Source organism: Rhodococcus sp. 008 (genome assembly GCF_001682295.1).
GTDB classification, from domain to species: Bacteria; Actinomycetota; Actinomycetes; order Mycobacteriales; family Mycobacteriaceae; genus Rhodococcus_F; species Rhodococcus_F qingshengii.
The window spans coordinates 6,278,630-6,302,878 of sequence record NZ_CP012749.1; the positions used below are offsets into that span (position 1 = coordinate 6,278,630).

The 24,249-nt window shown below is 63.0% G+C and carries 27 protein-coding genes; 21 read left to right on the forward strand and 6 right to left on the reverse strand.

All coding sequences use genetic code 11. The features are described from left to right. Positions 1–76: 76 nt before the first annotated feature. On the reverse strand, positions 77–745 hold the full coding sequence (locus tag AOT96_RS28985) for an HsdM family class I SAM-dependent methyltransferase (RefSeq protein WP_197523618.1): 669 nt from the start codon (positions 743–745) through the stop codon (positions 77–79). Between the two features lie 4 nt (positions 746–749). Continuing rightward, positions 750–1,172, reverse strand: coding sequence for a hypothetical protein (locus AOT96_RS28990; protein WP_065352645.1), 423 nt, complete (start codon positions 1,170–1,172; stop codon positions 750–752). Positions 1,173–2,754: 1,582 nt separating this feature from the next. Between AOT96_RS28990 and AOT96_RS29000 the strand changes: the two genes are divergently transcribed. From AOT96_RS29000 to AOT96_RS29025, 7 genes are all read left to right on the forward strand, one after another. After that, complete coding sequence (locus tag AOT96_RS29000) at positions 2,755–5,277, forward strand: hypothetical protein (protein ID WP_065352647.1); 2,523 nt, start codon at positions 2,755–2,757, stop codon at positions 5,275–5,277. Beyond that, entirely contained in the window at positions 5,277–7,100 is a 1,824-nt protein-coding gene (locus tag AOT96_RS29005) for a DNA polymerase (RefSeq protein WP_065352648.1), read from the forward strand. Before AOT96_RS29000 ends, AOT96_RS29005 begins: the two co-directional genes overlap by 1 nt. Beyond that, positions 7,100–7,528 carry a ParB family protein gene (locus tag AOT96_RS29010; protein WP_442978595.1) on the forward strand — a complete coding sequence of 143 codons (429 nt, stop codon included), beginning with the start codon at positions 7,100–7,102 and terminating at the stop codon, positions 7,526–7,528. Before AOT96_RS29005 ends, AOT96_RS29010 begins: the two co-directional genes overlap by 1 nt. A gap of 104 nt (positions 7,529–7,632) precedes the next feature. Then, the gene (locus AOT96_RS36125) at positions 7,633–7,737 is read left to right on the forward strand and encodes a hypothetical protein (RefSeq protein ID WP_335739924.1); all 105 of its coding nucleotides are present in this window, start codon (positions 7,633–7,635) and stop codon (positions 7,735–7,737) included. A 357-nt stretch (positions 7,738–8,094) separates the two neighbouring features. Further along, positions 8,095–8,361: a hypothetical protein gene (locus tag AOT96_RS29015; RefSeq protein ID WP_065352649.1), complete on the forward strand. Its 267-nt coding sequence runs from the start codon at positions 8,095–8,097 to the stop codon at positions 8,359–8,361. Between the two features lie 28 nt (positions 8,362–8,389). After that, positions 8,390–8,791, forward strand: a complete 402-nt coding sequence (locus AOT96_RS29020) for an XRE family transcriptional regulator (protein ID WP_065352650.1) — start codon at positions 8,390–8,392, stop codon at positions 8,789–8,791. 29 nt (positions 8,792–8,820) lie between these two features. Beyond that, positions 8,821–9,558: a Fic family protein gene (locus AOT96_RS29025; RefSeq protein WP_231917365.1), complete on the forward strand. Its 738-nt coding sequence runs from the start codon at positions 8,821–8,823 to the stop codon at positions 9,556–9,558. 48 nt (positions 9,559–9,606) lie between these two features. Here AOT96_RS29025 and AOT96_RS36285 read toward each other — a convergent pair whose 3' ends face one another. Both AOT96_RS36285 and AOT96_RS36290 read right to left on the reverse strand, forming a co-directional pair. Continuing rightward, positions 9,607–9,840 (reverse strand): DUF6461 domain-containing protein, encoded by a 234-nt coding sequence (locus AOT96_RS36285; protein WP_250637213.1) that lies wholly within the window; start codon positions 9,838–9,840, stop codon positions 9,607–9,609. After that, positions 9,777–10,169 (reverse strand): DUF6461 domain-containing protein, encoded by a 393-nt coding sequence (locus AOT96_RS36290; RefSeq protein WP_156778991.1) that lies wholly within the window; start codon positions 10,167–10,169, stop codon positions 9,777–9,779. Before AOT96_RS36290 ends, AOT96_RS36285 begins: the two co-directional genes overlap by 64 nt. A gap of 65 nt (positions 10,170–10,234) precedes the next feature. Between AOT96_RS36290 and AOT96_RS34925 the strand changes: the two genes are divergently transcribed. Next, a complete protein-coding gene (locus tag AOT96_RS34925; RefSeq protein WP_197523619.1) occupies positions 10,235–10,432 on the forward strand; it encodes a hypothetical protein in 198 nt (65 codons plus the stop codon). A gap of 277 nt (positions 10,433–10,709) precedes the next feature. Here AOT96_RS34925 and AOT96_RS29045 read toward each other — a convergent pair whose 3' ends face one another. Beyond that, the gene (locus AOT96_RS29045) at positions 10,710–11,018 is read right to left on the reverse strand and encodes a hypothetical protein (protein WP_065352653.1); all 309 of its coding nucleotides are present in this window, start codon (positions 11,016–11,018) and stop codon (positions 10,710–10,712) included. Between the two features lie 516 nt (positions 11,019–11,534). On the opposite strand from AOT96_RS29045, the gene AOT96_RS29050 reads away from it, so the two are divergent. The 7 genes from AOT96_RS29050 to AOT96_RS29085 all read left to right on the forward strand — a co-directional run bounded on the left by AOT96_RS29050 (position 11,535) and on the right by AOT96_RS29085 (position 18,829). Further along, a complete protein-coding gene (locus AOT96_RS29050) occupies positions 11,535–12,089 on the forward strand; it encodes a hypothetical protein (RefSeq protein WP_065352654.1) in 555 nt (184 codons plus the stop codon). Between the two features lie 202 nt (positions 12,090–12,291). Further along, positions 12,292–13,416 (forward strand): hypothetical protein, encoded by a 1,125-nt coding sequence (locus AOT96_RS29055; RefSeq protein ID WP_335739925.1) that lies wholly within the window; start codon positions 12,292–12,294, stop codon positions 13,414–13,416. Positions 13,417–15,285: 1,869 nt separating this feature from the next. Continuing rightward, positions 15,286–15,903, forward strand: a complete 618-nt coding sequence (locus AOT96_RS29065; RefSeq protein ID WP_156778992.1) for a hypothetical protein — start codon at positions 15,286–15,288, stop codon at positions 15,901–15,903. Between the two features lie 14 nt (positions 15,904–15,917). After that, positions 15,918–17,684 (forward strand): hypothetical protein, encoded by a 1,767-nt coding sequence (locus AOT96_RS29070; RefSeq protein WP_156778993.1) that lies wholly within the window; start codon positions 15,918–15,920, stop codon positions 17,682–17,684. Continuing rightward, a complete protein-coding gene (locus AOT96_RS29075) occupies positions 17,668–18,078 on the forward strand; it encodes a hypothetical protein (RefSeq protein WP_065352658.1) in 411 nt (136 codons plus the stop codon). Before AOT96_RS29070 ends, AOT96_RS29075 begins: the two co-directional genes overlap by 17 nt. A 70-nt stretch (positions 18,079–18,148) precedes the next feature. Next, entirely contained in the window at positions 18,149–18,298 is a 150-nt protein-coding gene (locus AOT96_RS29080) for a hypothetical protein (RefSeq protein ID WP_156778994.1), read from the forward strand. A 27-nt stretch (positions 18,299–18,325) separates the two neighbouring features. Beyond that, positions 18,326–18,829: a hypothetical protein gene (locus AOT96_RS29085; protein WP_065352660.1), complete on the forward strand. Its 504-nt coding sequence runs from the start codon at positions 18,326–18,328 to the stop codon at positions 18,827–18,829. A 56-nt stretch (positions 18,830–18,885) separates the two neighbouring features. Here AOT96_RS29085 and AOT96_RS29090 read toward each other — a convergent pair whose 3' ends face one another. Further along, positions 18,886–20,709, reverse strand: a complete 1,824-nt coding sequence (locus AOT96_RS29090; protein ID WP_065352661.1) for a TraM recognition domain-containing protein — start codon at positions 20,707–20,709, stop codon at positions 18,886–18,888. Positions 20,710–20,979: 270 nt separating this feature from the next. On the opposite strand from AOT96_RS29090, the gene AOT96_RS29095 reads away from it, so the two are divergent. The 6 genes from AOT96_RS29095 to AOT96_RS29120 all read left to right on the forward strand — a co-directional run bounded on the left by AOT96_RS29095 (position 20,980) and on the right by AOT96_RS29120 (position 23,946). Beyond that, the gene (locus AOT96_RS29095) at positions 20,980–21,144 is read left to right on the forward strand and encodes a hypothetical protein (protein ID WP_156778995.1); all 165 of its coding nucleotides are present in this window, start codon (positions 20,980–20,982) and stop codon (positions 21,142–21,144) included. After that, a complete protein-coding gene (locus AOT96_RS29100) occupies positions 21,141–21,320 on the forward strand; it encodes a hypothetical protein (protein ID WP_065352663.1) in 180 nt (59 codons plus the stop codon). Before AOT96_RS29095 ends, AOT96_RS29100 begins: the two co-directional genes overlap by 4 nt. Next, entirely contained in the window at positions 21,320–22,030 is a 711-nt protein-coding gene (locus AOT96_RS29105; RefSeq protein WP_065352664.1) for a hypothetical protein, read from the forward strand. Before AOT96_RS29100 ends, AOT96_RS29105 begins: the two co-directional genes overlap by 1 nt. Continuing rightward, a complete protein-coding gene (locus AOT96_RS29110; protein ID WP_083197686.1) occupies positions 22,027–22,686 on the forward strand; it encodes a hypothetical protein in 660 nt (219 codons plus the stop codon). Before AOT96_RS29105 ends, AOT96_RS29110 begins: the two co-directional genes overlap by 4 nt. Next, entirely contained in the window at positions 22,679–23,503 is an 825-nt protein-coding gene (locus AOT96_RS29115; protein WP_065352665.1) for a hypothetical protein, read from the forward strand. Before AOT96_RS29110 ends, AOT96_RS29115 begins: the two co-directional genes overlap by 8 nt. A gap of 83 nt (positions 23,504–23,586) precedes the next feature. Further along, entirely contained in the window at positions 23,587–23,946 is a 360-nt protein-coding gene (locus AOT96_RS29120; protein ID WP_065352666.1) for a hypothetical protein, read from the forward strand. The last annotated feature ends 303 nt before the right edge of the window (positions 23,947–24,249 follow it).

A 24,249-nucleotide genomic window follows, 5' to 3' on the forward strand; every position in this document is an offset into this window, starting at 1 on the left:
TCGTTTGACCTATTGGTGAACGTTGCCAGATACAGAGGAAGCGAGGTGTTCGGTGCCAGACCATCGGGCAGCCGGGTTACCGACTCGAGCAGCCGGCTTCCACGATCCTCCGCCTCACAGCCCCGCTTGCCCCACCTGCCCACAGTGCGCTTGGGTTGACCAGAGCCGCGATCCGTCCACCACCTTCCTCGGTGGGGCGCAGCTTCTCGAATGCGAGCGAGATGAAGAGCCACGTGCTGTCGGACTTTTGCGGAAGGCCGTAGCTGAACTCGCCTCGTTGTTGTCGAGCCTCCACAGCCGAAGCCGAGCCCGCCCAGCTCACGCCCCAGGGAGGGTCCACGATCACTAGATCGGCCATGAAGTGCTCGAAGGCGTCCTTGGCCAATGTGTTGCCTTGGGCGATCTCTACATCGGCAACCCCTTCAAAGCGTCGCCTGCTCTCCTCGACTGCGCTCTCGTTGATGTCCTGGCCGCGGTAGCGCGCCTGCACGCCTGCTGATTGCAGCGCCTCAAGAACTAGGGATCCGGCGAAGCCAGAGCCGACGGCCGGATCCCAGATGTCGACGGATGACTGACTCGGGTCCAGGCGGCTGAGGCAGCCGACGGCGAGGGCATGAGCGAGGGAGACGCTCGTCGTGTGCTCCCCGGAGTACCGGTTGGTATCCCTTTCTGCGTGCACACCGTCGTCCGCCTTCGCGAACAGATATTCGATTGCCGGGTGCTGAGCGCTCCTCTTCACTGACATCGACTCACCGCACCCCATCCGACGCATCGACGTCCCCGGCATCAGCCACATCGACCGCCCGAAGTCGGCGCGACTGGTACAAGTACGCGCCGATGAGGCGGATGAACTGGTCTGCTCGCTCACTCTCCCCGGTAAGAGCGCCGGTGAGCTTGCCGAATGTCCCCTCGTTCAGGACTGCCGCATCGGTCAGGGTTTCCCGCAGCTCGGGTGAGGCTATGAACTGATCGAGCGCATTGTGATCGATCTGGTCGGCGATCCGCCGATTTTCCTTGGCCATGCCGGTTGCCGCGATGACGAAGCCCTCGATCTGAGGGTCGGCGAACTCTGCAACGAACAGCGCGTTGATTCCCGCGACGATCTCAGACAACAGCTCCTGCTGCGGGTCCTGGCGTGAGATTCCCGACCCGCCTCCGGTGATTCCTGACACGATCGGTGTTCCTCCGGATCTCGGACAGCGCTAGACGTGCCCGCGAGGATGGCGACATGGCCAGCCTTGGAGCATCTGCAACGAACCTTATCTGTGCGCCCGCCCGTCCTGGCGAGCCGGTGCGGTGAATTGCAAGATGGGGCCGCGGGATCAAAGGAGTCGGCGATCTCGGGCATTTCGCAGGGGCGAACTCACCGCTGGAGAGCTACGCCGCCGCGTGGATTGAGTAGCGCCGCGTTCGCGGGGGGTGTCACACCTGGTTGAGCGAAGAGCAGTGGCGCGACTCCCAGAGCGATGCCTCGGGCGAATGATGAGGTGCAGAGCGTCGTCATCACCAACGCTCTTCCGAGGGGCAGACTCAGCCCCTCCGTTACCGGCTTTACGAGTGGAGTCGTCTTCCCGAAGATCCGAGCGGCTCTGATGAGAATCGAGGAGCTGGAGGAACTCGACCCCCTGGCGTGTCAGCTGAGGGATTCGTCCTCGGTTCAAAGGGCCTGGAACCGCATGTCACTTGTCGAGCGTCGGCACATCATCCGGTTGCTCGTTCTCCCTCGGATCAACCCGGTCCCACCCGAAGAACGAGGGCAGCCTGGGATCAACGCACGCAGAGTCGATCTCGTGTGAAAGTGGCGACAAGACAGCCTGCAGCCGACGCGGCATCGGATCACCCGCCAGTCTCGTCGTCGAGCCTTGGATCGGGGGCACAACAACGACCAAAGAAGGTGGGTTCAGTGCAGACTTTCAAAGTGGGTCGCTTACCAACTCTGAACAGCGGAAACGCGTGATTCTGGCACCGTTTCACCTCAGTAGCGGAAGGCTCGGAGTCTCGCCAGATACCGCCGATAAGGGTATGTCACGCCGAACCTCGTCAGCAAATCACAGACCATCACTAAACATTTTGTGCCACAGCCGTTTTAGCAGCCACAGAGTGCTACACAGAGCAGGAACGAGGGTCCATACCGCCGCTGCAGCAGGCGCAGAGGCGACCGGGGTTGACAGGGAACTCGGATGCGGCCCTCAATTTTGTCAACTTCGGTAGCCCTGTCAGGGGATGGCTCAATAGTCGGTTGAGTCGGTTGAGTTCACTGCACGTGTGTGCGAAATTTTTCTCCTCTGGTGCCTCACTTCACCCGCTCAATTATTTTCCGTATAGGTGGGAGCCGCAAGCAACCGACTCAACCGCCCCACGTCCACCCAGTCGGGAGGTCTGCTAAGTTTCAGACACCCGTCGGCCTCGCTCGCACTTTGCGCCGTCTGGATTACGGACTCGGCCAGGTGCCCGATCATCCGCCCAGACATCCCGCGCGAGCCTCTGATAGGTGTTTTAGCGGTAGCGCCGAGCGCTACCGACGAGGTCCCGGTGTAGCTATACGTGAACCGGGGAAAGCAGCCGGTGACGCACTCCTCCCGGAGGATCCCGCCTGCAAGGACCTCCTATGTCGATCTCCTCGACTTCCCGATCATTGTCTGAAATCCCGATCGAAGTTCGCCTGTTGTCAAAAGCTGTCGCTGCAACTGCGCCACCTTTTGCTCAGCCCACCGCTGCACAGATCGCCCGGCTCCTGCGGGGGGCGGTGTCCCGATGAGGGAAAAGAAAAGCCCCGCCGGCCAGGGCGAGGCTTTTGATAAAACTGCTGAGGATACAGCTTCTGATCTCAATTCTACCCCCGGACCTCGGTCCGGCTATGTCCGTCTCAGCGACGACCACATTGACGAGCTGATCGCCTCCGCGATCCCACCGGAAGTCACCGCCGCCGCCGGTGTCTATACCGCACAGACCGGTGACGAACTGCCGGAATGGGCTCAGTGGCTACCGCTTCGCCACGGCGACAGTGTCTTTCCGGCCCTCGTGTACCCGATGACCGAGCCCGATGGCTCTGAGACCGGTCAGGTGAAGCCTGCGCCGGGCTCCGTAGTCGACGCCGACGGTAACGAGATGAAGTACGTCTCCCCCGCCGGTGCGGCGAGTCCGCAACTCCCGGTTGTCCGCGAGGTTGACGACCCCCGGGGCGTGCTCATCGTCGAGGGCGTCAAGCAGGCCCTGGCAAGTAACGCCTGGGCTCCGGAGGACTGGGCTATCTACCGCATCTGCGGTATCACGGGGTGGAGCCGAAATGGTATTCCCACCAAGCACCTTCGCGTAGTGCGTGGCTTGGATGTGGTGATCGTGCCGGATGCCGACTCCGCCACTAAGCGGCAGGTGTACGACGGTGCCGTCACCCTTGGTGAGGCGTGTGAAGGGCGTCGCGCGAAGTCGGTCGCGTTCGTCCGCGTGGCCGGATTCGGTTCGACCGGAGTCGATGACGCTCTCGGCAATTGTGCCGACGATGACGAGCGCCGCGAGCAGTTCGAGGATTGGCTGTCCACCGCCGCCGACAAACCGGCCAAGGCCGCACCAAGGAAGGCAACCGCGGCTTCTCGCAAAGCCGCGGACGCCGAACATCGGTCCATCCGGCTGGCCAAGGCGCGTGAGGGTGATGCGCGTCCTGTGATCCATGTCGGCGAGGATCGCAAGATCGTCATCGACAAGCTGGACGCCGTTCTGCGCGTACGCTTCGACGGCACTCAACTTTTCCGCCACGGCGACGCCCTGGGCCAGCTTGTCGTCGAGGATCGCGGCCCGGTCGTCTCGCCGGTGAGCTCCGGCGCATTCCCTGACCTCGTGTCGCAGGCAGCGATCACCGTTGAGGGTGCTGCACGCGACGACGAATCGGGATGCTCACACGCACACGCGTGGCCGGACCGGAACACGCTGTCCGCGATCGAATCGCGCTATCGCAGCTACAATCCGCTCGACGGTGTGAGTGCGGTACCTGTGGTGCGGCCTGATGGCTCAATCGTGACGGCGTCGGGGTACGACGCCGCGACCCGGCACTACGTTCATCTGGCTGACGACCTGACCGGGCTGACTGTGCCTGACAGCCCAACCGACGACGAGATCGCCGCGGCTCGAACGCTGTTGGTCGATGATTTGCTCGGCGATTTCGCGTTCAAGGCGCAGTCTGACCTGGCGCACGCCGTGGCGGCACTGGTGACCCCGGTTCTACGACCACTACTGCCGACATCGCCCGGGCTCGCTGTGAACGGCCTGCAAGCCGGCATCGGCAAAGGTCTCCTCCTTGACGTCGTCTCCACGATCGTGGCTGGAAGCAAGCCCGAACTGGCGATGCTGCCCGGCACTGAGGATGAGGTACGCAAGACGCTGACCGCGTATTTGCACTCGGGGCAGACGGCCGTGTTTTTCGACGAAACCGCTGAGCTGCAGTCGGCCGTTCTCAGTGGCTGCATCACTGCAGAAAGCTGGTCTGATCGGCGACTCGGTGTCACTGAGCGAATCTCGATGCCGAACAAAGTTGTCTTCTTCTTCGCCGGAAATCAAATGGTCATCGCTGGCGACATGGCGCGGCGTGTTGTACAGATCCGATTGCACACTGATGCGCCAAATCCGCAGAACCGTATGGATTTTCGGCACTCAGACCTCAAGGCGTGGGTGGCCGAGAATCGGTCTGATCTGCTGCGCGCGCTGCTAATTCTCTGCCGAGCGTGGTTCGTCCGCGGTCAGCCGGTCCCTGAGCACGCTTTCCGAATGGGCACTTTCGAGCGTTGGCAGGACATGGTCGGCGGAATCTTGATGGTGGCGGGCGTCGGCGGGTTCCTCGATGGCATGGCCGAGCAGCGTCTGGCCGCCGACTTCGACGGCCAGTGCTGGGTCGACCACCTCGGTTGGTTGGCTGAAACATTCGGGGTCAGGAAGGCTTTCACTGCGAAAGAGGCTGCGGACTCGATCTGCATCGGCAGTGATGCCGATACTCCGCCTGGCTTGGAGTCGCTGGCGGACAGGGCTGATCCTCGCGCGTTGGGCAAGGCCTGGGCGAAGCAGGCCGACCGATGGCGCGAGAACCTCCGTATCGTCAAGGTCGGCACAGGTCAGGGTGGCCGGGTGAAGTGGTTGATCGAGCAGTACACGGCCACCACCACTGGGGGAACCGCGCCTACACCTCCGACGCCGCCTGCGGCCCCGGCCCTAGCTCGGCGTATGCCCGCTGAACCTGGCCGGCCGATGCCTGTCATCACAGACCTCGACGCAAGCGACGAGGTGGCGTGATGCACCGGGTGTATCTCGACATCGAAACGGGCTCTGCTGATGAGCTTTACACGTATGGGACCGGCTTCTGCCGATTGGCTGGCTACGCTGGCGACGACGGTCAGGTGGTGCTGACGACCGACATGGATGAGTTGTGTGATGTCCTGCGCTCGGCAGACCGAATCTACGCACACAACGCACTCGGCTTCGATCTGGCCGCACTGGAGCACTGGCACGGTCTCGATGTGGCTGCGCTGGTCGAGGAGGGTCGGGTGCGTGACACGCTGATCCTGGCCCGGCTCTGTGACCCGCCATTGCCAGGTAAAGCCGATTCCAGGCGTTACAACCTCGACGCGCTCGGCCGTCGCCTCCTCGGCGACGGCAAGCTCGGCGATGCCGACGGTCAGTCCGCGCTCAGGACTCTCGCCGACCTGCACGGTGGCTACGACCGAATTCCAGTCGACGACCCGACTTACAGGCAGTACCTCGTGCGGGACGTAGAACTGTTGCGGGGGGTGTCGCAGTTCCTGGCCTGTGATGCCTACGGGCTCAGGGAGCACCGAGTGATGCACCGTCTGAGTCAGATCAGCCGCATCGGGTTCCGCGTCGATGTCGCCGAGGCTGAGCGTCGGGTCGCGGAGCAGGAGCTCCGGGCCGCTGGACTCCGGGCCGATCTAGCGGCTCGGTACGGCCTGCCGACAACCGGCAAGGCCCCACACCGGTCGACAGCCGGGATGGCTGCTCTGGAGCAAGCTTTCGCCGACTGCGGTGTGGAACCACCCCGTACCGCGAAGGGGGTTCTCGCAACGGGGAAGGAGGCGATCATTGACCTGCTGGCCGAGCATCCCGAGAATGTCGCGCTACGGAAACTGTGCGAGACCTTGCTGGCGCTCAACGGCGAGCGGTCAACTGCCCGGACGATCCTTGACCACACCTGCGCTGATGGCAGGGTGCATCCGCGCATCGATGCAGGCCAGTCCACCGGCCGGATTTCGGTAACTAAACCCGGTTTAACCGTTATGGGTAAGCGTGATCGCGTGAACGTTCTGGAGCGTTCGCTACTGCTCCCCGACCCAGGTCATGTGCTACTGCCGGTGGATCTCTGCCAGGTAGACGCTCGCGCCGTGGCAGCACACTGTCAGGACCCTGCCTACATCGACGCTTTCGCACCGGGCAAGGACTTTCACACCGAGATGGCGGTGGCGCTTTTCGGTGATCCGGCCCGCCGATCGGACGCCAAGCCGGTCACACACGCCACGACATATGGCATGGGCGCGAAGGGCTTGGCCACATCAGCGGGCATCCCGCTGCAGGAGGCTAAGGCTCTGATGCGCACGCTCGACGTGCGGTTCCCCGGTCTAGCGCGATGGAAGCGTGATGTACGTCGGACGGCAGAGGTCGAGGGCTTCGTCTACTCGGCATGGGGTCGGCCGATGCGCATCGAGCTTGGTCGGGAATACACCACGGCCCCGGCGAGCCTGGGGCAGGGTACTGCCCGCGACATCTTGACCGAGGGCATCTTGCGCCTTCCAGCGTGGCTCGTGCCCTGTCTGCGAGCCGTCGTGCACGACGAAATTGTACTGAGCGTGCCTACGGCTAGGGCCGAAGAAGCCGAGACCGCGGTGCTTGCCGCCCTACAGTTCTCACTACGGCCAACCCCGGACGCCTCGCCGGTGCCGGTCTTGGCTGCGTCCGGCGACCGGGGCCTGGACTGGGCAGATTGCTACCGGACTGAGAAAACAACCTGGCCCGAGGTGGCCCGCGCTCACCGCGATCTATCTACCTGTGCCGACGAGCAATGCACGTGGCACACCTACATCAACAACGAAGAAGGAGAGATCTAGTGAGTACATCGAAGGATGACGAGTCGATCGCCCGCTCGATGGCCGCAGCGCCGCCCACCAACCACGTCTGCGACCAGCTCATCGGCCCGTTCTACGACACCACCGGCCTGACACTGTGGTGGGGTGTGAGCCGCCAAGTCGTCGACACGGCTGTTGCGCCGCCCCCGCAACAACAGACCGAGCAGCCGGCAGAAACAAAGCAGAGCAACAAGCCTGTAACGGTGTACATCTCGCAGGAGGTGTACACCCAGGCCCGTCTTGCCTTCAACGCCACACGCACAGCCGAAACCGACCGCAACTGGTCCCACTTCGTGGAGAAAGCCGTTGCAGGAGAAATCCGGCGCCGGGCGGAACTTCACAACTGCGGAGAGGACTTCGAAGGGGTCGATTCACCACTCTCCCCAGGCCGCCCCCTGTCCGACCACTGAGTACGATTCAAAGGCTGTTCGCTGAACCGTGAGACGATTTTCTTGACCGGGCCAAAGCTCGGCGTCAGCGGGCGGTTGAACTTCGGGAGCAAGGGCTTAAGTGCATGGCGATTGCCGAGGAAATGGGAATCTCAACCGGCACCGTCGGCGGGCTATTGCATGACGCCAAGAAACATGACGAGCGAAGCACTACCGAACGAGCAAGCTGAACTAGATCTGTTCGTTGGCAAGGCAGCGCGAAGCGGTGGCGCGGCAGCCCCGTTCTGGAGGTTGACTACCTGACCCCAGTTCGCCCGACAACCCATCGGTTAACTTCGTAACTTCTCAGAAACCGAGACGTACGTGCATCCTGGGGCGCCGAGATCTGCACTACCGCCGTAGCGCTATCGCGATACTTTCTTCTTGCGCGGAGCCGAAATCAGCCATTTTCCAGGGAATATGGAACGGGAGACATGCCCATATAAAGCAGTTGCCCCTAGCGACTCGGCACTGGGTGCTAGCTGACTAGGGGCTTACAACAAGCAACCGTACCCTGTCACCGCACTAACTTCCTTCGGAGACGCCTCATGGATAACGAAGCCCACCCGAACATGAACGCCTTGTTCGAGCTACCTGAATGCGATGGGGTCAATGACGCCGGAAACCTTGTCTGGGCACTCGACTCGGCCGTCCCCATCTTCATCGAGGCTGACCTGTTCTTTGGCGGGGGGTCGGACCCTGGAGCCGTGCGTATCCACAAGTTCAACCGCGACTCTGAAGCATGCGACATCGACGAAGTCGAGGCGCTGGGGCTGGCCCGCACGGTTCGCTCTGTTCGCAACCTGCCGCGCTGACTGCATCGTCACCTAGGAGGGTCGCTCCATGACCGCAGCACTACCTGCCAGCCACGTCTACAACCAGCTCGTCGGCCCGTTCTACGACACCGCCGGCCTCACCCAGTGGCGAGGCGTGAGCCGCCAAGCCATCAACAAGGCCGTCTCTGCCGGCACCGTCATCGCCTGCCAGCTCGACGGCGAACAGTGGGTGTACCCCACCTGGCAGTTCACGGACTCCCAAACAGTGCATCCGCACCTGATCACGCTGTGGCAGACGCTTCGCGAGAGCGCCGACCCGTGGACCTGCGCGATATGGCTGCGCAGTCCGCAGGAGGAACTCGGCGACCGCAGCGCCGCCGACTGGATCATCGCCGGCCACCCCGTCGACACAGCCCTGAAACTTGCCCGCGCCGACGCGCAGCGGTGGGCGCCGAACGAGCTACCGTGATACCGCGATGAACTTGGGAGGTGTGAGACATGGCTCGAAATTGGCGTGAAGTGCGGGCGGAGGCTGCTCCGCGGCTCGACGAGAAGGCCGTCAGCAATGTCCGGAAGGCTATGCAGGAGTTGTCCGCGATCAACGTTATCGACCTGGCCGGCGTTATCTACTCCTCCGGAAAAGTGTTCGACGGCCTCGCTACCAGCCGCCGGGGCACCGAGAACTTCCTGCGCTCAAGAAGTCTGGCTGGAATCTTCTCCCGCGCAGACCTTGCGTTGCTCGAAGACCTTCGGGACGTCGCGCAGTTCATCATCGATCATCATGCTCAGCCGATCGACGCCGTCTACGTCCGTGCGATCAACGCTCAGATCACCAGGTCTGGCGCACTGCACCCAGGACAGCTTCGAACCGAAGACCAGCAGATCGGCGTCAGAACCCGATACGGGCGGCACACACCTCCCCCGTTGACCGACGACGGCCTACAACAGCTAATCACCTCACTGACCTGCGAGGATGTCACAGAGCAAGCATTGGATCTGTTCGTGGAGCTCGCCAAAGCTCAACTGTTCGAAGACGGAAACAAGCGCACAGCGTTGTTCGCCGCGAACAGTCTGCTCATCGGCGGCGGTCGGATGCTGGTTGTTCCCGTCGACGAGAACGCTCCGCAGCTGTCCGACACCTTCAACGACTTACTCGCCAAGGCATACATCCGCGACGAGCACGACGCGGTCAAGGATCTGCTGCGCAACCACGGAATCGTTGACCTACCGCGCTGAATAGGGTGAAGCCGGCAGAGTGCGGGTTCTCCTTTTTCGCCGCCCTGATCAGTCGGCGCTGCCCACAATGAAGGTTGCGCTCGACAAGAACTCGGACGTAATCCGCGCACCGGTGTAGTTCGCCGCCAGCGCCAACGATGCCTCGATCACCGGGAAGCCTCCGTCCTCCGTCATGGGCTCCTCGCCATCGGGATTGACACCGACTTCCTCCAGATGGGTCACCCACTGCGCGGGCATAGGGTCCAGCCCGGCGCCGCAATGCAACAGCGGATCGAAGTACACCGTGCGTTCCCCGTCATTCCAGACATAGAACCCGGCCCCCCGTTGACGTCGCGATAGTGGGTCACCACCTCGCGCCCGAGGGAGAGTGGTCGCATCAACTCATCGGATGCGCCTGCGATCGCCGCAGGTGCGATCGCAATCGTCCAGTCCTCCACGGAGGCGGCCCCGATGATGGCGGACTCCTCCCATCCGCGCTCGTTGACACCGGTCAGGCCGCTCTCCGCCCCCAGGGCCTCCACAGTCATTGCTTCGATCACGGTTGCAGGATCTGAGTCCTTCACATACGTCACGAAAAGCCCGTTCATGATCCACTGGTAGTCGCGGGTCACCCACTCGAAGTCTCGGTAGGTCTTCCTGCCTGATTCAGGCCCGTTCGGTGCACCGTTCATGTCGGTTGGACCCCGATCTCCGAGTCCTGAACGTAGTCTTCCGCGGACCTGGGTGGTTCGTCATCGTCATCGTCATCGTCATCGTCATCGTCATCGTCATCGTCATCGTCATCGTCATCGTCATCGTCATCGTCATCGTCATCGTCATCGTCATCGTCATCGTCATCGTCATCGAGGATGATCGCGTCTTCGAGATCGAGTAGTTCGTAATCCTCGTCGTCGAGGTCCAGTGATTTGTCGATCGGATAGAAGGAGTACGCGCGGTAGCGGAAACCTTCGACAAGCAACGGGCTGATGTCCGTCCAGTCGAACCTGACTGGCGAGCCGGGGTACAGATCGAGGGGTTGCTCCATCGGCATCACTTCGTTGGCGTCGGCCCAACATCCGCCGGGAGTCTCCGCGGAGTCGAATACACCCCATCCTTGCTCGGCGTACCAAACCCTGACCGAACCTGTCACTTTGCTCATGCGGGTTGCTCCTTTAGCCCACCGGGCGGATTTGGTCGATGAACAGCTCCATCATGGCCGCTGACCTGTCGGCGGGGCCGTCCTCGCTGAAGATGCGGTCCATTAGTTCCGTGACAGGTAGAGGCTTCGCGATCTCGACGAATTGATTGCCCGCACGTCCCAACCGCAGTTGATTGCTGGTATCGACACAATCCAGAACGCGCTGAACATCGCCTCGATCGGCCACGAACGACGTCGTCCCCATCACCTTGAGTACGTCAGCGATGGAAACCCAGTCCTCGACAGCGTGCATCTCACTGAGAATCATTTCCGTCAGATTCATCGCCCGCAGCTTCGCGACCCGTACGCGCCGTGCTGCTTTACCAGGATTGCCCGGAACGCGTAGCCAGCCTGTTCTGTCTGTTCCCAGCCGAGGTCGACTGTCTCATCCACAGTCAAAGCCCGGTATCCGGGCCCGTCGATGTTGCTGAAGTGCGCCCAGCATCCACACCGCAAGGTCGGCACGCTGGTAGACGACGTCTGCCAGGGTCGCACAGACGTCGAAGCGAAACGCTAACGCGTCCCCTCCGCTTCCAATCTACCGGCGTAAATACGTTTCACTCGGGCAGCCGTAACCCCATTCCAGCCCCATGCCAGTTTTGTGCAGGATGTCGGAACGATCATCTCTTCGTCAGGGACGACGCGGTTCGGATAGGATGGGCGCGGGCATCTGGAAATGCCCGCAGCTCGCGCGAAGGCTTCGCCATTCCAAGCAAGTACATCCGGAAGATCCGTTTGGTTCACCAGACCGGCTCAACCGTCATGCGAGCACGGGAACGAGCCAGAAGAGTGAAACAATATGGATACTGTCCGATACTTCAAGGACCACGCGAAAGCACAGCTAAGAGAGCTCCGAGCCGGACTCGACTCCTCGCTCGGACTGCAGCAGGTCCAACACCAGGTCGCCGGTGACGCCGGCTACCGTTCGTGGAGAGAGCTCCTCGCTGCCGACGAGTCAGATCGGCGACTCGCTGCGCTCATGGTCAGCGAGCCGTCCCTGAACCTTAACGGCTTCGGCCCAGGGGCCTACACGGCGAGCCTGCAGAAACGACGAGAGCAGTTCAGGCAGTGGCGCAGCGAGCTGCGCAGCAGCTCCGAAAGCGTGGAGATGCTCTGCAGGTGGCTAGAGGACAATTTCGAGCCCCGCAAGACCATCAACGAACAAGCCAACAGCTACACCCTCAAGCACCTCGCCGAGAAGGACCTCGGGATATACGTCGCCAATGGAGAGCTGATTGCAGCGGCACTCATCGTCGGATACCCCTGCCGCAAAGGCAGCGGCACCTCGCCGAATGCAGATTTCGGGATGAGCTCCCGCAGCATCACCGCGATCCGCCGCAGGCTGACTTCCTGACCTAAGTCGAGGGACGAGATGAGAGGCTCCGGCGCATTGCCGGAGCCTCTCATCACTTCAAAGTCAGTGCAGGTCTACACCGCACGGCGCTTACATGCACGGGTAGCGGCGCGGTGCGTCGAACGCTGCCACGCCGAGCCTCGGCCCTCGAGTCGCCACGCTGGTAGACACAGTCATGACGGAAATCGAAGAGCCCGAGCCAGTGAGCACAATCAGTACTGCGGATGCGTTGTTGGCCGGCCCGCGCGGCCGCCGCCTGCTGCTCGACTATGTGGTGGATGCCGAACGGATCCGGCGACCCGAGCCGCATGGCGACTCGTTCCGTTCCGCGATTTTCCTGGCGTCGCATCACCTCGACCCCGAGCGAGACTCAAGCGTGACGTACTCACGCGCGTACGAGTCCGGCACTGAAGAGCCTCCTGAAGAGCCCCTACGTGCCGTTGTCACTGCCGACGATGTGGCACACCGCCTGTCCCAGGTGCCGCTTCCCGAGGTGACCGAGGTTGCACTCCGTTCGGCCCTTGCCGCCGCGACGGACTCAGCGCGCTACTGGCAGGACCCCGACGGTGAAGACGTCCTCGCCGCAACCGAGCCGGTGCGGCGTGAGCTTCGACGAGTCGCCGAGGACATCGCACGATCCCCACACGCCCAGTGGTGGACGACCGCCCTCGCCGAGACCGACCAATGGGCGATAGTGAGCCGGGACGACGACAGCCCCGATACCTTCGAGCCGGCGGCTGCAGAACTACTGAGCGCCTGGCACGAGGACACCCTCGCAGCAGAAGCGCGAGCCGCTGACCGACCAACCGATCCCACCGCGAACTGGTCCGGTTACTGGTGGTCGAATCCGTCTGTTCGGTGTTCGACACGGACACTGTTCGACTGCACCCCGGCAGAATTGTGGTTCGTCGAAGACAGCATGGGCTGGAAACGCATCACCGTGCGACACGTCGGCGCACCCGCCGGTGCTCGCATCTACGAGATCGACGGCGCACAGGCGTGGGTGGAACTCTGCAGACGGTTCCCCCTCGAAGTCACCGCAGAGAAACGACACGACTGGTACCGGACAACCGGACGATCAGGGCGATGGGTCATCCCCAACTGGCAACTCGTCGCCGAGAGCTACACAGGCGTACATCTCACCGTTATGGGATACCTGGCCGCAGCGGGAACCGCGATCGAGGTCGACGACGAGACGGCCAGCGTCATCGCCGGATGGGCGCCCGACGCAACGTACTGGCTCACCGACCCCGACCACATCGGCGACGAATCCTGTACCTGGGTGCTCGACAACAGCCGAGAACAGCCTGCCTGGGTCGAAGGCTGATCGAAGCTCGCAACTACAGAACCCGCACTCTGCCTTCCCGGCAGATGCGGGTTCTTGGATTTTCGCTGCCACTGCCGACCCGCGCTTTTCGATCTCGGGCTGCGCGATCAGGTGAACGACTGAGCTTGCAATGAAGAATCCGTGGTCACTCCAGTGTCGACGAGGCGAACCTGTCGGGGTCGATAGCGATCTCGACACCCTCATTTCCCAGCACGATCTTCGCGTGCACCGCGCCAGTCGCGGCTGGTTGCTGGCGCAGGTCGAGAGCAGCAGATCGTCCCGATTCTCGATCCTCGACACCGTGACCTGATCGGTCTCGAGGATCTTCCCGACTTCGGTCTGGGTCAGGTTGCCTGCCTAACGGATGTCCGCGAAGGTCAGGAATTCGTTGCTGTGGATCCCGGGCGTTCACGCCTGGCGTGGGGACGCGGAGGATCCTTCAAGAGCGACTGTGGAGTATCTCTAACGACGAGATCCCGGTCTCGTTACCGAGGCCGGGATCAGTCGTAGTGGGCGCGCAAGGCTGGAAACCATCCTTCAGAGCTGCCTACAGGGGTACTGCCGCCCCGGAGACCTCCTACACGAACCGCATCCATCAGCTAATGCTTCAGGCAAGACCACTGCCGCAGAAGTACGCCAACTGTTGCAAGCGTCCATTGCCTGGGAATCAGCTTTCGGTTACCTCAGTACATCCGCACAACTGACTCTTCAATGGCCGTAGTGCTGCCATCGACGCGCGGCGGTGCATCTATACCGTCACCAACGTGGCTCTTAAGTGACAGTAGTGCTGTCCGTAGACGCAACGGCGCATTTATACCGCCCCATAAGTGGCTCTTGAGTGACCGCAGTTGTGTCCGTAGGCCGACGGCGCATTTATACCGGCTCCTACGTGACCGCATAAGTGGCTCCTAAGTGACCGCAGTTGTGTCCGTAGACCGACGGCGCATTTATACCGGCTCCTACGTGACCGCATAAGTGGCTCTTGAGTGACCGCAGTTGTGTCCGTAGACCGACGTCCGGGACGCACCATATGCCATATGACAGTGTTTCAGTGTTACAGCGAATTGGAGGTCGGCTCGGGATCTGCGGGCAGTCAGACAAGACGGCGAGCGCAATGCTGGGGAACTTCCGTTGGTTTCCGAATAACTCTCGAATAACTCTCGAAGATAGTTGCGGCAATTGTCCGCAGATACTCGATTAGGTCCCTCGACCGGACTCTCGTGGTTGTGTCCCCGGCCAGCCCCACACACCACGCGGTCCACCGATGACCAGAGGACCGAGAACGCTCGCCTCGCACTCGCCTTGACCGACCCGACAGGTGGGCCGCGACTCGTTTTTACGGCCCAGGTTCCGGGCCGGTGCAGACTCCCCGCCGCCACCTCCCTCCCCGATCCGGACGCGGCGGGCCGGCCATAGCCCGCGAGCCGGGCGGCGATCGGTGAGCGGACGGCCGGCACCTCCGCCGAGAGCACCGCGACGCGTGACGAGACCGGCCGGGCACTCCGCATGCCGACCACCCGCCGCGTCGCCACACCAAGCGGGCGAGGCGAGCATCAGCGCGTCTCTTCCGGGGAAGACCGGGCGGGCGAAGCTCACCCCGGATAACCAAACGGAAACAGTCGCGCCAGCGAGCCGGTTCCGGGTGACAGTGCCGCAAAGCGGCCCTGTCACGCGCCCCGCGCCGCAACGCGGCTGGCGGCGGCGACAACCGCCGCCAGCCGGTGCCTCGGGAGGGTCCAGGGACGGGCGAAGCCCTCCTTGGCGAGCACGGATGAAAACAAGGACGCGAAGCGTTCGTGTTTACATCCGGGATACTCGCCCGTCTGAGAACCCAGCCATGTACCATCGTCACATGAACATGGACGACGGGTGCGGGAAGCAACGCCGGATCGGAGCCGAAGGCTCTCGATCACGGCGGAGCGGACCGCACCTGTCGGGAGTGGGGACACGATGACGGGGATGGGCAGCGGCGGCGGATCGGAGCCGAAGGCTCTCGATTCCGGCTCGCTGCCCATCCCCGTCATCGGGGCGGCGAAGGACCCACAGGGTCCGCAGCCGACCCACCGCGCGGGGCGCAAGCCCCGAGCAGGTCGGCCGACGACGAAAGAAGGGCCGATCGCCTTCCGGCCGCGCCCCGGCACTCGCGCACAGCTCGAAAAACTCGCCGGAGACCAGTCGCTATCAGTGGTGGTCGCCGCCGCAGTCGACGCCTACCTCGGCCGCAAGGCCCGAGAAGTGGACCCGAAACTGCGCGCCGCTCTCGCGGCTGAACTGGCCCCTATCGGTGATCAACTCGCAGCGATCGCCACACAAGAATCGGCCATCGGCAATAACCTCAATCAACAGGCGCGGTTCCTGAACACCTACCGCGAACTTCCACCTGTCTACGGCGAGGAGCTGGCCGTGCTCAACAGCCGCCACGAAGCAGTCTTGGCCGAGCTGCGCGCTATTCGCGCCGCTCTCGACTCGTTAGTCGCTGACAGATAGCTATGGCTACCACGATGATCAGTCCAGCCGGAAATGCAACCGCGCTGGATCTGTATCTCAGTAGCTCCCCCGCCCATGACCTCCACGCCCCGGAGGGCTTCAAACGACGGTTCGAGTTCGAATCGACACTGGGCGACTGCTCGACGGAAACCTTCATCGCGGACATGCGGCGCACTCGTGAGACCTTCGGCAAGCAGTCGCTCAAAGTCGAGAGCTATCACGTGATCGTCAGCCAAACGCATGAAGAGGCCAACCCCATCGATACACAAGCCGGTTTTCGTCAGCACCAGATGATGCGGGTATTCGTCGCCGAAGCGTTCCCCGGTCACCAAGCGAAGCTCACTACGCAACGCGACAACGGCCGTTTCGAGGACACCGAGGACGGCACCGTCTGGGTGCCGGGCAAATGGCACACCCACGTTCAGGTGGCGTCGGTGTCCGAGCGAGCAGCGACCTTGGTCCGGATCGGGGCCGACGGCGCACAGACCCGACTCCACTACGCAGCCGGTCGCGCAATCGACGGACACATGAAAGACATCCACCACCTCCGCCGAACAAACAACCGGGTGATCCTCCGCGAACTGGGCTATGACAACGCTGCCTACGTCGAGGCTTGCCGTCGACACTCGGCAGCGGCCCGCGACGGCCGACCTGTGACACACATCGGTGAGAACGTGACGCGCAAGGACTACGCGCTTCGGGCAGATCCGGACGGTCCCGGCTATTCCACCCACGACGCGGTTCGCTCCAAACTGCGTGCCGCACGCGCCCTCGCGAACGACTGGGATGACTACACCGACCGGCTCCAGGCCAGCGGCGTGCAAACCAGGGTCACTGGCACCTCCGGGGTGTCCTACGCCTGGATCGGGGCGGACGGCGCCGAGATGAAATCTCGTGCACGCGGAAAGACCGGCGTGGGATCCGACTACACGAAAGCGAGCGTCGAGAAGCAATGCGAACTGAATGCAGCCGAACGTGTGAAGGGCATCGAACCTGCGGCTCCCGAGCTGATCATGGCGCCACCGTCGCCGCCCGCCACCGATCGACCGGCGCCGATCTACCTGACAGCGGACGGCCGGCCACCGTGGGACCTGGAATTCGAGGCGTACACCGCGAAGGTTCGGCAGGCGGGCGAAACGTGCGAGGAACGAGCACGCCAAGCCCTCCGCAAAACAATCGCCGATCCCTGGGTGACCGACCGGGACCGGCTCATCGCAGCTTCACTCAACTACGGCGTCACTGTCGAGGGCCGGACCGGTGAACCGACCGTGAGCATCGCAGCCCTCGACGGGCGTGGTCGGTTGACCATGGAAACGGAGCGGTTGGGTGCAGCCTGGACGGGGCGGGCATTGGACGAACAAATTCGTATCGAGAGGAACAGGACCGATGACCGCAACCGAGGATCGGAGCGCGAGATTGGCGTCGCTGCAGAGCAACGACCCACCGAGCACGGCCGAATCAGCAGCGCTGCAATTGAAGATCGACGAGCTAGCAACAACAGTCGAGCGGCTGAGCAGCGAGCAGAGGTCCTCCGTCGCGCAACTGAGCAGCGTGCAGAAGAGCATCGCCGAAGGCGTGGGCGTCCTGGTGGAGACACCCCTACCACCGGACAACAGCAGCCAGATCGAGACCCTGACCGCCGCAGTCAAGACGCTGGCAAGCAACCACGAGACCCTGACCGCCGCAGTCAAGACACTGGCAAGCCGTCCACCACACCACGCAGACCCCGACCTCTCGGCAACCCCGCCCGCCCTGACCGAGGCCGTGACTTCGGCCGTTGACGCGGCGATGAGCCGAGCTGCAGCCCGGATGCAGCCGACCACCACCGCTACCGCAGCCAAAGAATTCGCGATCACCGAAGACCTCCGCGAAGCGATGGTCACCGCTGACAAGCTCACCAGCTCTCTCAACCGCACCGCGTGGAGTCGGCTGGCCCTGGTGGCTGTCCCGTACACCGTCGTCGCGGTACTGGTGTGGCTGCTGGTGATCCCGATAGCGGAGGTCTTCGGGGTCGGGCCGCTGAGCCGCTGGGCCTGGACGAGCTTCGAAACCGCCGAGACCGCGTGGGGTCGTCTCGGAATCCTCGCCGCGACCCTCGCAGTTGTGGCCGCACTGGGATACGGGATCTACCGGGGAGGCAAGAAACTTGCGGGCTTCTACCGAGACTGGCGCTGACATGGGATTTCTTGACGATTTCACGGCGCAAGTGGAGGCAGCGAAACCGAAGTGCAAAAGATGTGGCGCGGTGAGTGCCGCGAAAATCACCTACACCCAAAAGGCCGGCCACCGAAGCACCTGGGCAGAGCAGCACACCTGCCTCGATCACGCAGTAGACGCCATCGACCATCTGCACTCGATCAGCAATGTCATCGACGTCAAATGGTTGGACGACTGATCGATCCCTACGACAAGGAGCAAGGCGATGGACCAAGATCGAGAGAAAACAGGGGCCTCACGAGCGAAATCTGACGAACTGGCCAAGGCCGCCGACGACGCCCGAAGCCGGAAGGAAGCCGAAGACTGGGCACAGGACAACGCGGAGAGAGCGGAGAAAGAATTCGCCGAGGCCACGCGGGCGCTGACCGAGAACGAGAACGCCACTCCAGACAAGGACCTCGACCGCCAGCGGGTCGGCGAAATCAAGAGCCTCCTCGCCGAGGGCGGCGACAAGGCCGTCACGAAGAAGTTCGGCGAATCCGCGCTCGGCACTCCCGAAGCCGCGAAGGCGAAAACCCAACGGGCCGCGATCCGCCGACACGAACGCGAACTGGCAGAACGCGCGGCCACCGACACGGTGGCCGAGGGCGGCAAGCAGACCGCGCAGGCCAAACAGCGGTCCCGGATCCCACTACGTCAACAGATGATCGAACACGAGCTCCAGCGCCAACAGAACCGCGACCGCGAGACACCCTCACGCGGTCGATGACCGAAACAACAAGAACCCCGACAGCCAGTGGCTGCCGGGGTTCTTGCCTGAATGGGTCAGGCGACGGTGAACCGCAGTTCGCTGATGTCGACGAGAGTGACCTCTAAACCGGCTTCGCGAACAGCAGGATTGGCCGCGTCGGCAGGCCGGGCACCCCTGAGTAAGCGCCCATGATCGATGTCTTTGGGAAGCAGATCACTGCCGTGGAAAGTCTCCACCAGCTCCGACGACTGCGACGGGTTGCCATTGTGATCGGTGCTGATCTTGTGGCGCTCGCTGCGACCGTGCGCCCAAGCCGCCTTCTCGAGGATCTCTTTCTCCGGAGCACCGGTCAAAACCAGGATCGCCGGAAAAACATCACGCAGCTCGTCCATACCGTCGCGGCCGTACCTGCGTGCAAACTGCGACGTGGCCTGCACCGCGACCAGGAGCGCAATACCCATTGCGCGGGCTTCCGTGATGACGGTGGGCGCCTTCGACCAGGGCAGAGTGTTGCAAAATTCGTCGCAGGCAATCAGTAAGTGCGCCAATGGTTCTGGCCGCGTCTGCCCTGCCCTCCAATGTGCACTGATCGCATCGACACAAGCCACCGCCGCACCAGCGGCGACACCGGTCGCGGGGGCGACGACAAACAGGGTGCTGCGGGGATCCTCAAGCATTGCCGGGGTGAACGAACGCTCGCCGCGACCACCGGCGACGGTGCTGCGCCACCAGGGCGCAAGGGCACTTTTCATCGTGATGCCGACACTGTCCCGCATCTTGTCTTCCAGCCTCCCCGCGCTGACCAGCTCCTCCGCGAGCATCAGAGCGCCCATCTCCTCGAGGCGGTCGGCCGCGTTCGCCCAACACGGCTGGTCCTTGTCGTCGGGATCGGCGTCGTCGGGCTTCACCCGGCTCACCGCAGCCTGCGCCCAGGCGATGCCATCGTCACCTGCGGCACGCAAAATGCCTGCTAGTGGAGCCGTGGCCAGCGTTTCCCAGAAAGGGTCACCGGACTGCCCACTTGCCGAGCTGGAAGAGCCGGCCGATCCGGCCTTCATCAGAACGGACGTGAGGTCCAGTGCCTCGTCGTCGCTGTTGATGAGCGCGACCGGGTCGATGACGACCTTCTCGACGCCGTCGGGAAGGACGTCGTCGGGCACCTCGCCCGACAGATCGAGAACGTAAGTGCAACCATGACCGCCCCACTCCAGACGCTGCTCGAGGGTCAAGTCGATCAGATCGGGCTTGGACGAAATCGCCACAACCGGCCCTTGCCACATCAAAATTCCCGGTCCCAAAACCCGGCGGCTGTTGTGGGTCGGGATGAACCCCTCACCGGCCAGGAACACCTCGTCGGCGGCGTCCACTGCGATGCACCGGGCGGGCTCGTAATCAGGGTGCCCGGGCGGTACTGCCTCGATGTTCTCGATGCAGATGACGCCCGCGGCCGGCGTCGTACTGCCCGGCAGCACCGGGCAGCGAATCGCCCAGTCGGCATCGAGGTCGGCCACCATGTGCGATGTGGTGACGACGCGCTCGGCGCCGTTGCGGTCGGGATCACGGACCACCCACTGGTGGTCCGCATCGGCGAGCAGCCGGTGCCCGTCGGAGAACTCGACCCGGTGTAGATCCGGGTGCTCGATCACGTCCCAGACGTCGGTGACGGTGCAGGGCGCACCGTCGCGGCCGTACACGAGGTCGCCGACGGCGATGTCCCCCATGCGGACGAACCCGGCGGGTGTCGGGATCGGCGTGGACAGAGCCAAGGCCTTACCGACGCCTGAGGGACCACTGACCAGCAAATGTGGACCGGACACAGCAGGGTCCCCATCGATGAATCCACCGAACGGCGTCGGCTTCGGCTTGTACTTGCCGGAAGACTTGCGGTACAGGCTCATTCAGACTCTCTTCGTCGACCGGGCGGTTGCGCTTCGCCCATTCATCGTGCCACACCTTGAACGCACTGTGCGGCAGCATTATTCGTATATCTGATCTCGTGACGTCACCCTCACCAAAGCCGCAGTTCCGATCCTGTTTTAGGTGACGTCACCACCCAATTTGGTCGTAATCAATTGTGCCGAAACATTTTTCGTGTGCCATGCTGATCCTGCGTCAACAATCGAAAGGGGTCGAAGGTGGGCATGGCAAGTAAGGGGTCGAGGACCAGGGTGACTAGCCGGGTTCCCGACGCGGTATACGCGATCCTCGAGGATCGTCGACGCCACTCGGGGGCGGCGACGTCTCTCAGTCAGATGGTTTCGGATGTCCTCGCGCTCTACGTCGACCGACCGGATCTGGCCGTCGAGCTTATGGAGTGGGAACAGCAGAGATGAGCAAATCCAATTCGTCGCCGCTCCTCGCCCGGCGCTGGATATGGCTGATCGTCGCCGTTCTGGCGATCTTCCTCAGCGGCGTCGCAGTCGGCGCGGGTGCCAAGCTCACTCACGCCGAGGAACATTGCGGCGCAGCAGTGAGCACAGCAGCGTCCGCAATTGTTCAGGTGACTTGATGTCGGATCCTCACTGGACGCCGGAAAGAGCGGCGTGGGTGCTCGCGCATGCCGGCCGAAATCCGGCCGCCCGACGACGCGGTGAGCAACTCGCCTCGAGGGCACGCCGGGCAACGCGGTACGAAGCGGGCGTCGGTGATGCCGCTGTCGGCGAAGTCGTGACGCCGAACCGCCTCCACCGCCGCATCTACAAGGCTGACGATCACAAGATCGCGCGGACGATCTGGGCCGGTGTCCGCGAGGTGGGCCGGGCACTTGTCGCCGGTCCAGGCATCGCCGCAGCGTGGGGCGCATATTTACTGTGGTGGCGCCAGGTCTCCGCCTGGGGTCCGCTGCGGTGGAAACCGGTCGCGTTCGCCGCTGCCGGGGCCGTGCCGGTCCTGCTGGTCATCCTCGTGGCGGTGGCCTGGAGGGACTGCGGTGTGCCGCTGCTGGGCTGGTACGCAATGGCGCAGCTCATCATCGTGACGGCCCGCCTGTCCTGGCTGATCCGGGCCTACGGCTGGGAGGCCGTAGGCCCGATGGAACGCGCAGCATCGGGTCCCCGCGTCGCTCCGATCCGGATCATGACCGGCACCGAATCGCCACTGCCCACAACGCCGTCAGCGCAACCCACGAAACGAGTTGTGATCCGCCGCAAGGTCACGCCTACGACACCAACCCCCGCACCGATCCCGATCATCGTCCGGACCGAAGGAATCGACCAGTGACAAATCAGCCAATTCACGTGAATGTCCAGAGCGGCGCGGGCGAAGTGATTCGTATCGCTGCAACGCTTTTGATGTTCGGCGGTGCCGGTGCACTCGCGTGGGCCGTGGCCCAAAACGGATACGCCGAACTCGCAGGCACGGGCCTGACCGTGATGACGGTCCAGGTCATCAAAATGATGTGGGTCAACGGGTTGATCGGCCTACCGGTCAAGAGTCCCACCAGCAGCGAATCCGAAGACTCCGACATCAAGTCCATCCGAAGCTTCGTCGCCGCGAATTACCGCGTCCTCATGAAGTACCAAGCCGATTCACCCGCGCCCCGCATGGTCGCGATCGGATTCATGTACGCCGTGGCGTTCCTGATTCTTCGCGCCGGAATGATCAACGCACTGAGCATCTTTCAGAACATCATCATTGCCGGTGGTGCGGCAGCGATCCTCGGCTCGATCGTCGTAATGCCGAAGCTGCTCCCCAACGTCATCGGGACTCTCAAGGCCAAGGGCGTTGTTCGAGGCGCGCAGCCCGCAGCCCCCGTAGCTGCACCGCAGCCACCAACAACACCCGTACCCACCATTTCAGCTCCCACACCAGCACCAGCCACCGTCAAACGCGTCGTCGTGCGCAAGAAGACCACCGAAGGTGACACCCATGCCTGAGCAATTCGAATATGTCGATGAAGACGGAAACCCCATCGATCCCAGCGAACTCGAAGGTCTCGACTACGAAGTAATCGACGAACCAGCTCCGCAGACGCCGTCGACTGGCCCCGACGCTCCCGAAGCGGCGACTATCTCGAAGAGCTCGAAAGGAATCATCGTCGGCGCACTGGCCGCAGTGCTCCTGGTCGGCGGCGGCGCAGCATTCGCTTTCTCGCAGGTCGGCAACAAAAACACAGTCGATGACGTGAAATCGTCGGCCGAGACCGCACGGCGGGAAGTCGTTACAGGGGCACGCCCTCCCCTGGACGCATGCGACGGATCGGCCCTCAAGAAGGCCGGCTGGGAGCGAGGAGAGGGCACACCGTCGCTGCAGCTGACGGTGGTGAAATCCGTCCCGCTTCCGGCCGGGTTCGCCGATCGGACGAGGGTTTCGAACAATCCGCTCGCGGACACGGCAATTCTCCAGTTCGGAGACCGCAGTCTGGGTGTCTACGAGGAGAATGCGGACGCCGAATTGGGCGCCGGGCGCTGGTGGAAGGTCGCGGTAACCACAGCTCCGGAACTTGCCGTGACCGGCGAGGCCGAAGGTCCGGGCGGCGAAACCGACGCGGCCACCGCCTGCAAAACCGTGATAGGTGGCGTCTATCGCGTTGTGGGAGAAGGTATCCCTCCCAGCACACAGGAAATGCAAGCCGATCTGGTGAATGTCAGTGCCCTCAAGGGTGACGGTGCCGAACCGACCACTGTGTGGGCGGTCGCAGGCGACCGACTGCTCAAAACGACCTTGGAACACACACCTGACGACGAAGGGTGATCGACAGCCAGAACAGCGCCTATCCCACTCACGTCAAACTCCACCGATAAACACCAAACACGCCACAATACAAGGAGTACAACATGATTACCAAGAACATCGCCGCAAAGATTGCCCTCGCAACGGTCACTGCCGGCTTCGCGGCTGCGGCCCTGGCCGGTACCGCGTCGGCCGAAGTTGCCGAGGGTCCGTACACTGCGAAGTATTTTGTGTTGGCCCCCGCACTGTTCCTGCCGCCGCTCACTGCAGAGGCCAGCGTCCACGGTGACACCCTCACCATCGCCGGTCTGACCGGTCAGATCACCCCTACGCCCGATGGCGGCTTTGCGACTATCGCAGGTCAGCGGATCGCACTGAGGAACGTCGACGGTCAGGCCAGCTATGTGATCTACGTGATCAGCACCGAGGCAGGGGTGACACTGGGCCAACTCGACGCTCGCTGACCACATCACAAAAGCCGAGAAATATAGATCCGCAACGGAATTGGCGCTGGGCTCGGCGGCATTGGGCAGGCTGCAACGGCGACTCGGCGCTGGCGTCCAGCTCGCCGACCCACAGCTTGAATGAGCCAAGCACGAGGACGTAGACCCGGCCGCGTGCGTCATCTAGTGGCGTGGATGCGATAGCTATCACGCGCAGTCAACTGTCACTGGACTGCTACCGGAACCCCAACTTGCTGCCACACTGCTGTCGACCGTGGCGGCACGACGACATCATTCGAGCCGCACTGGGGCCGCCAACGCTTT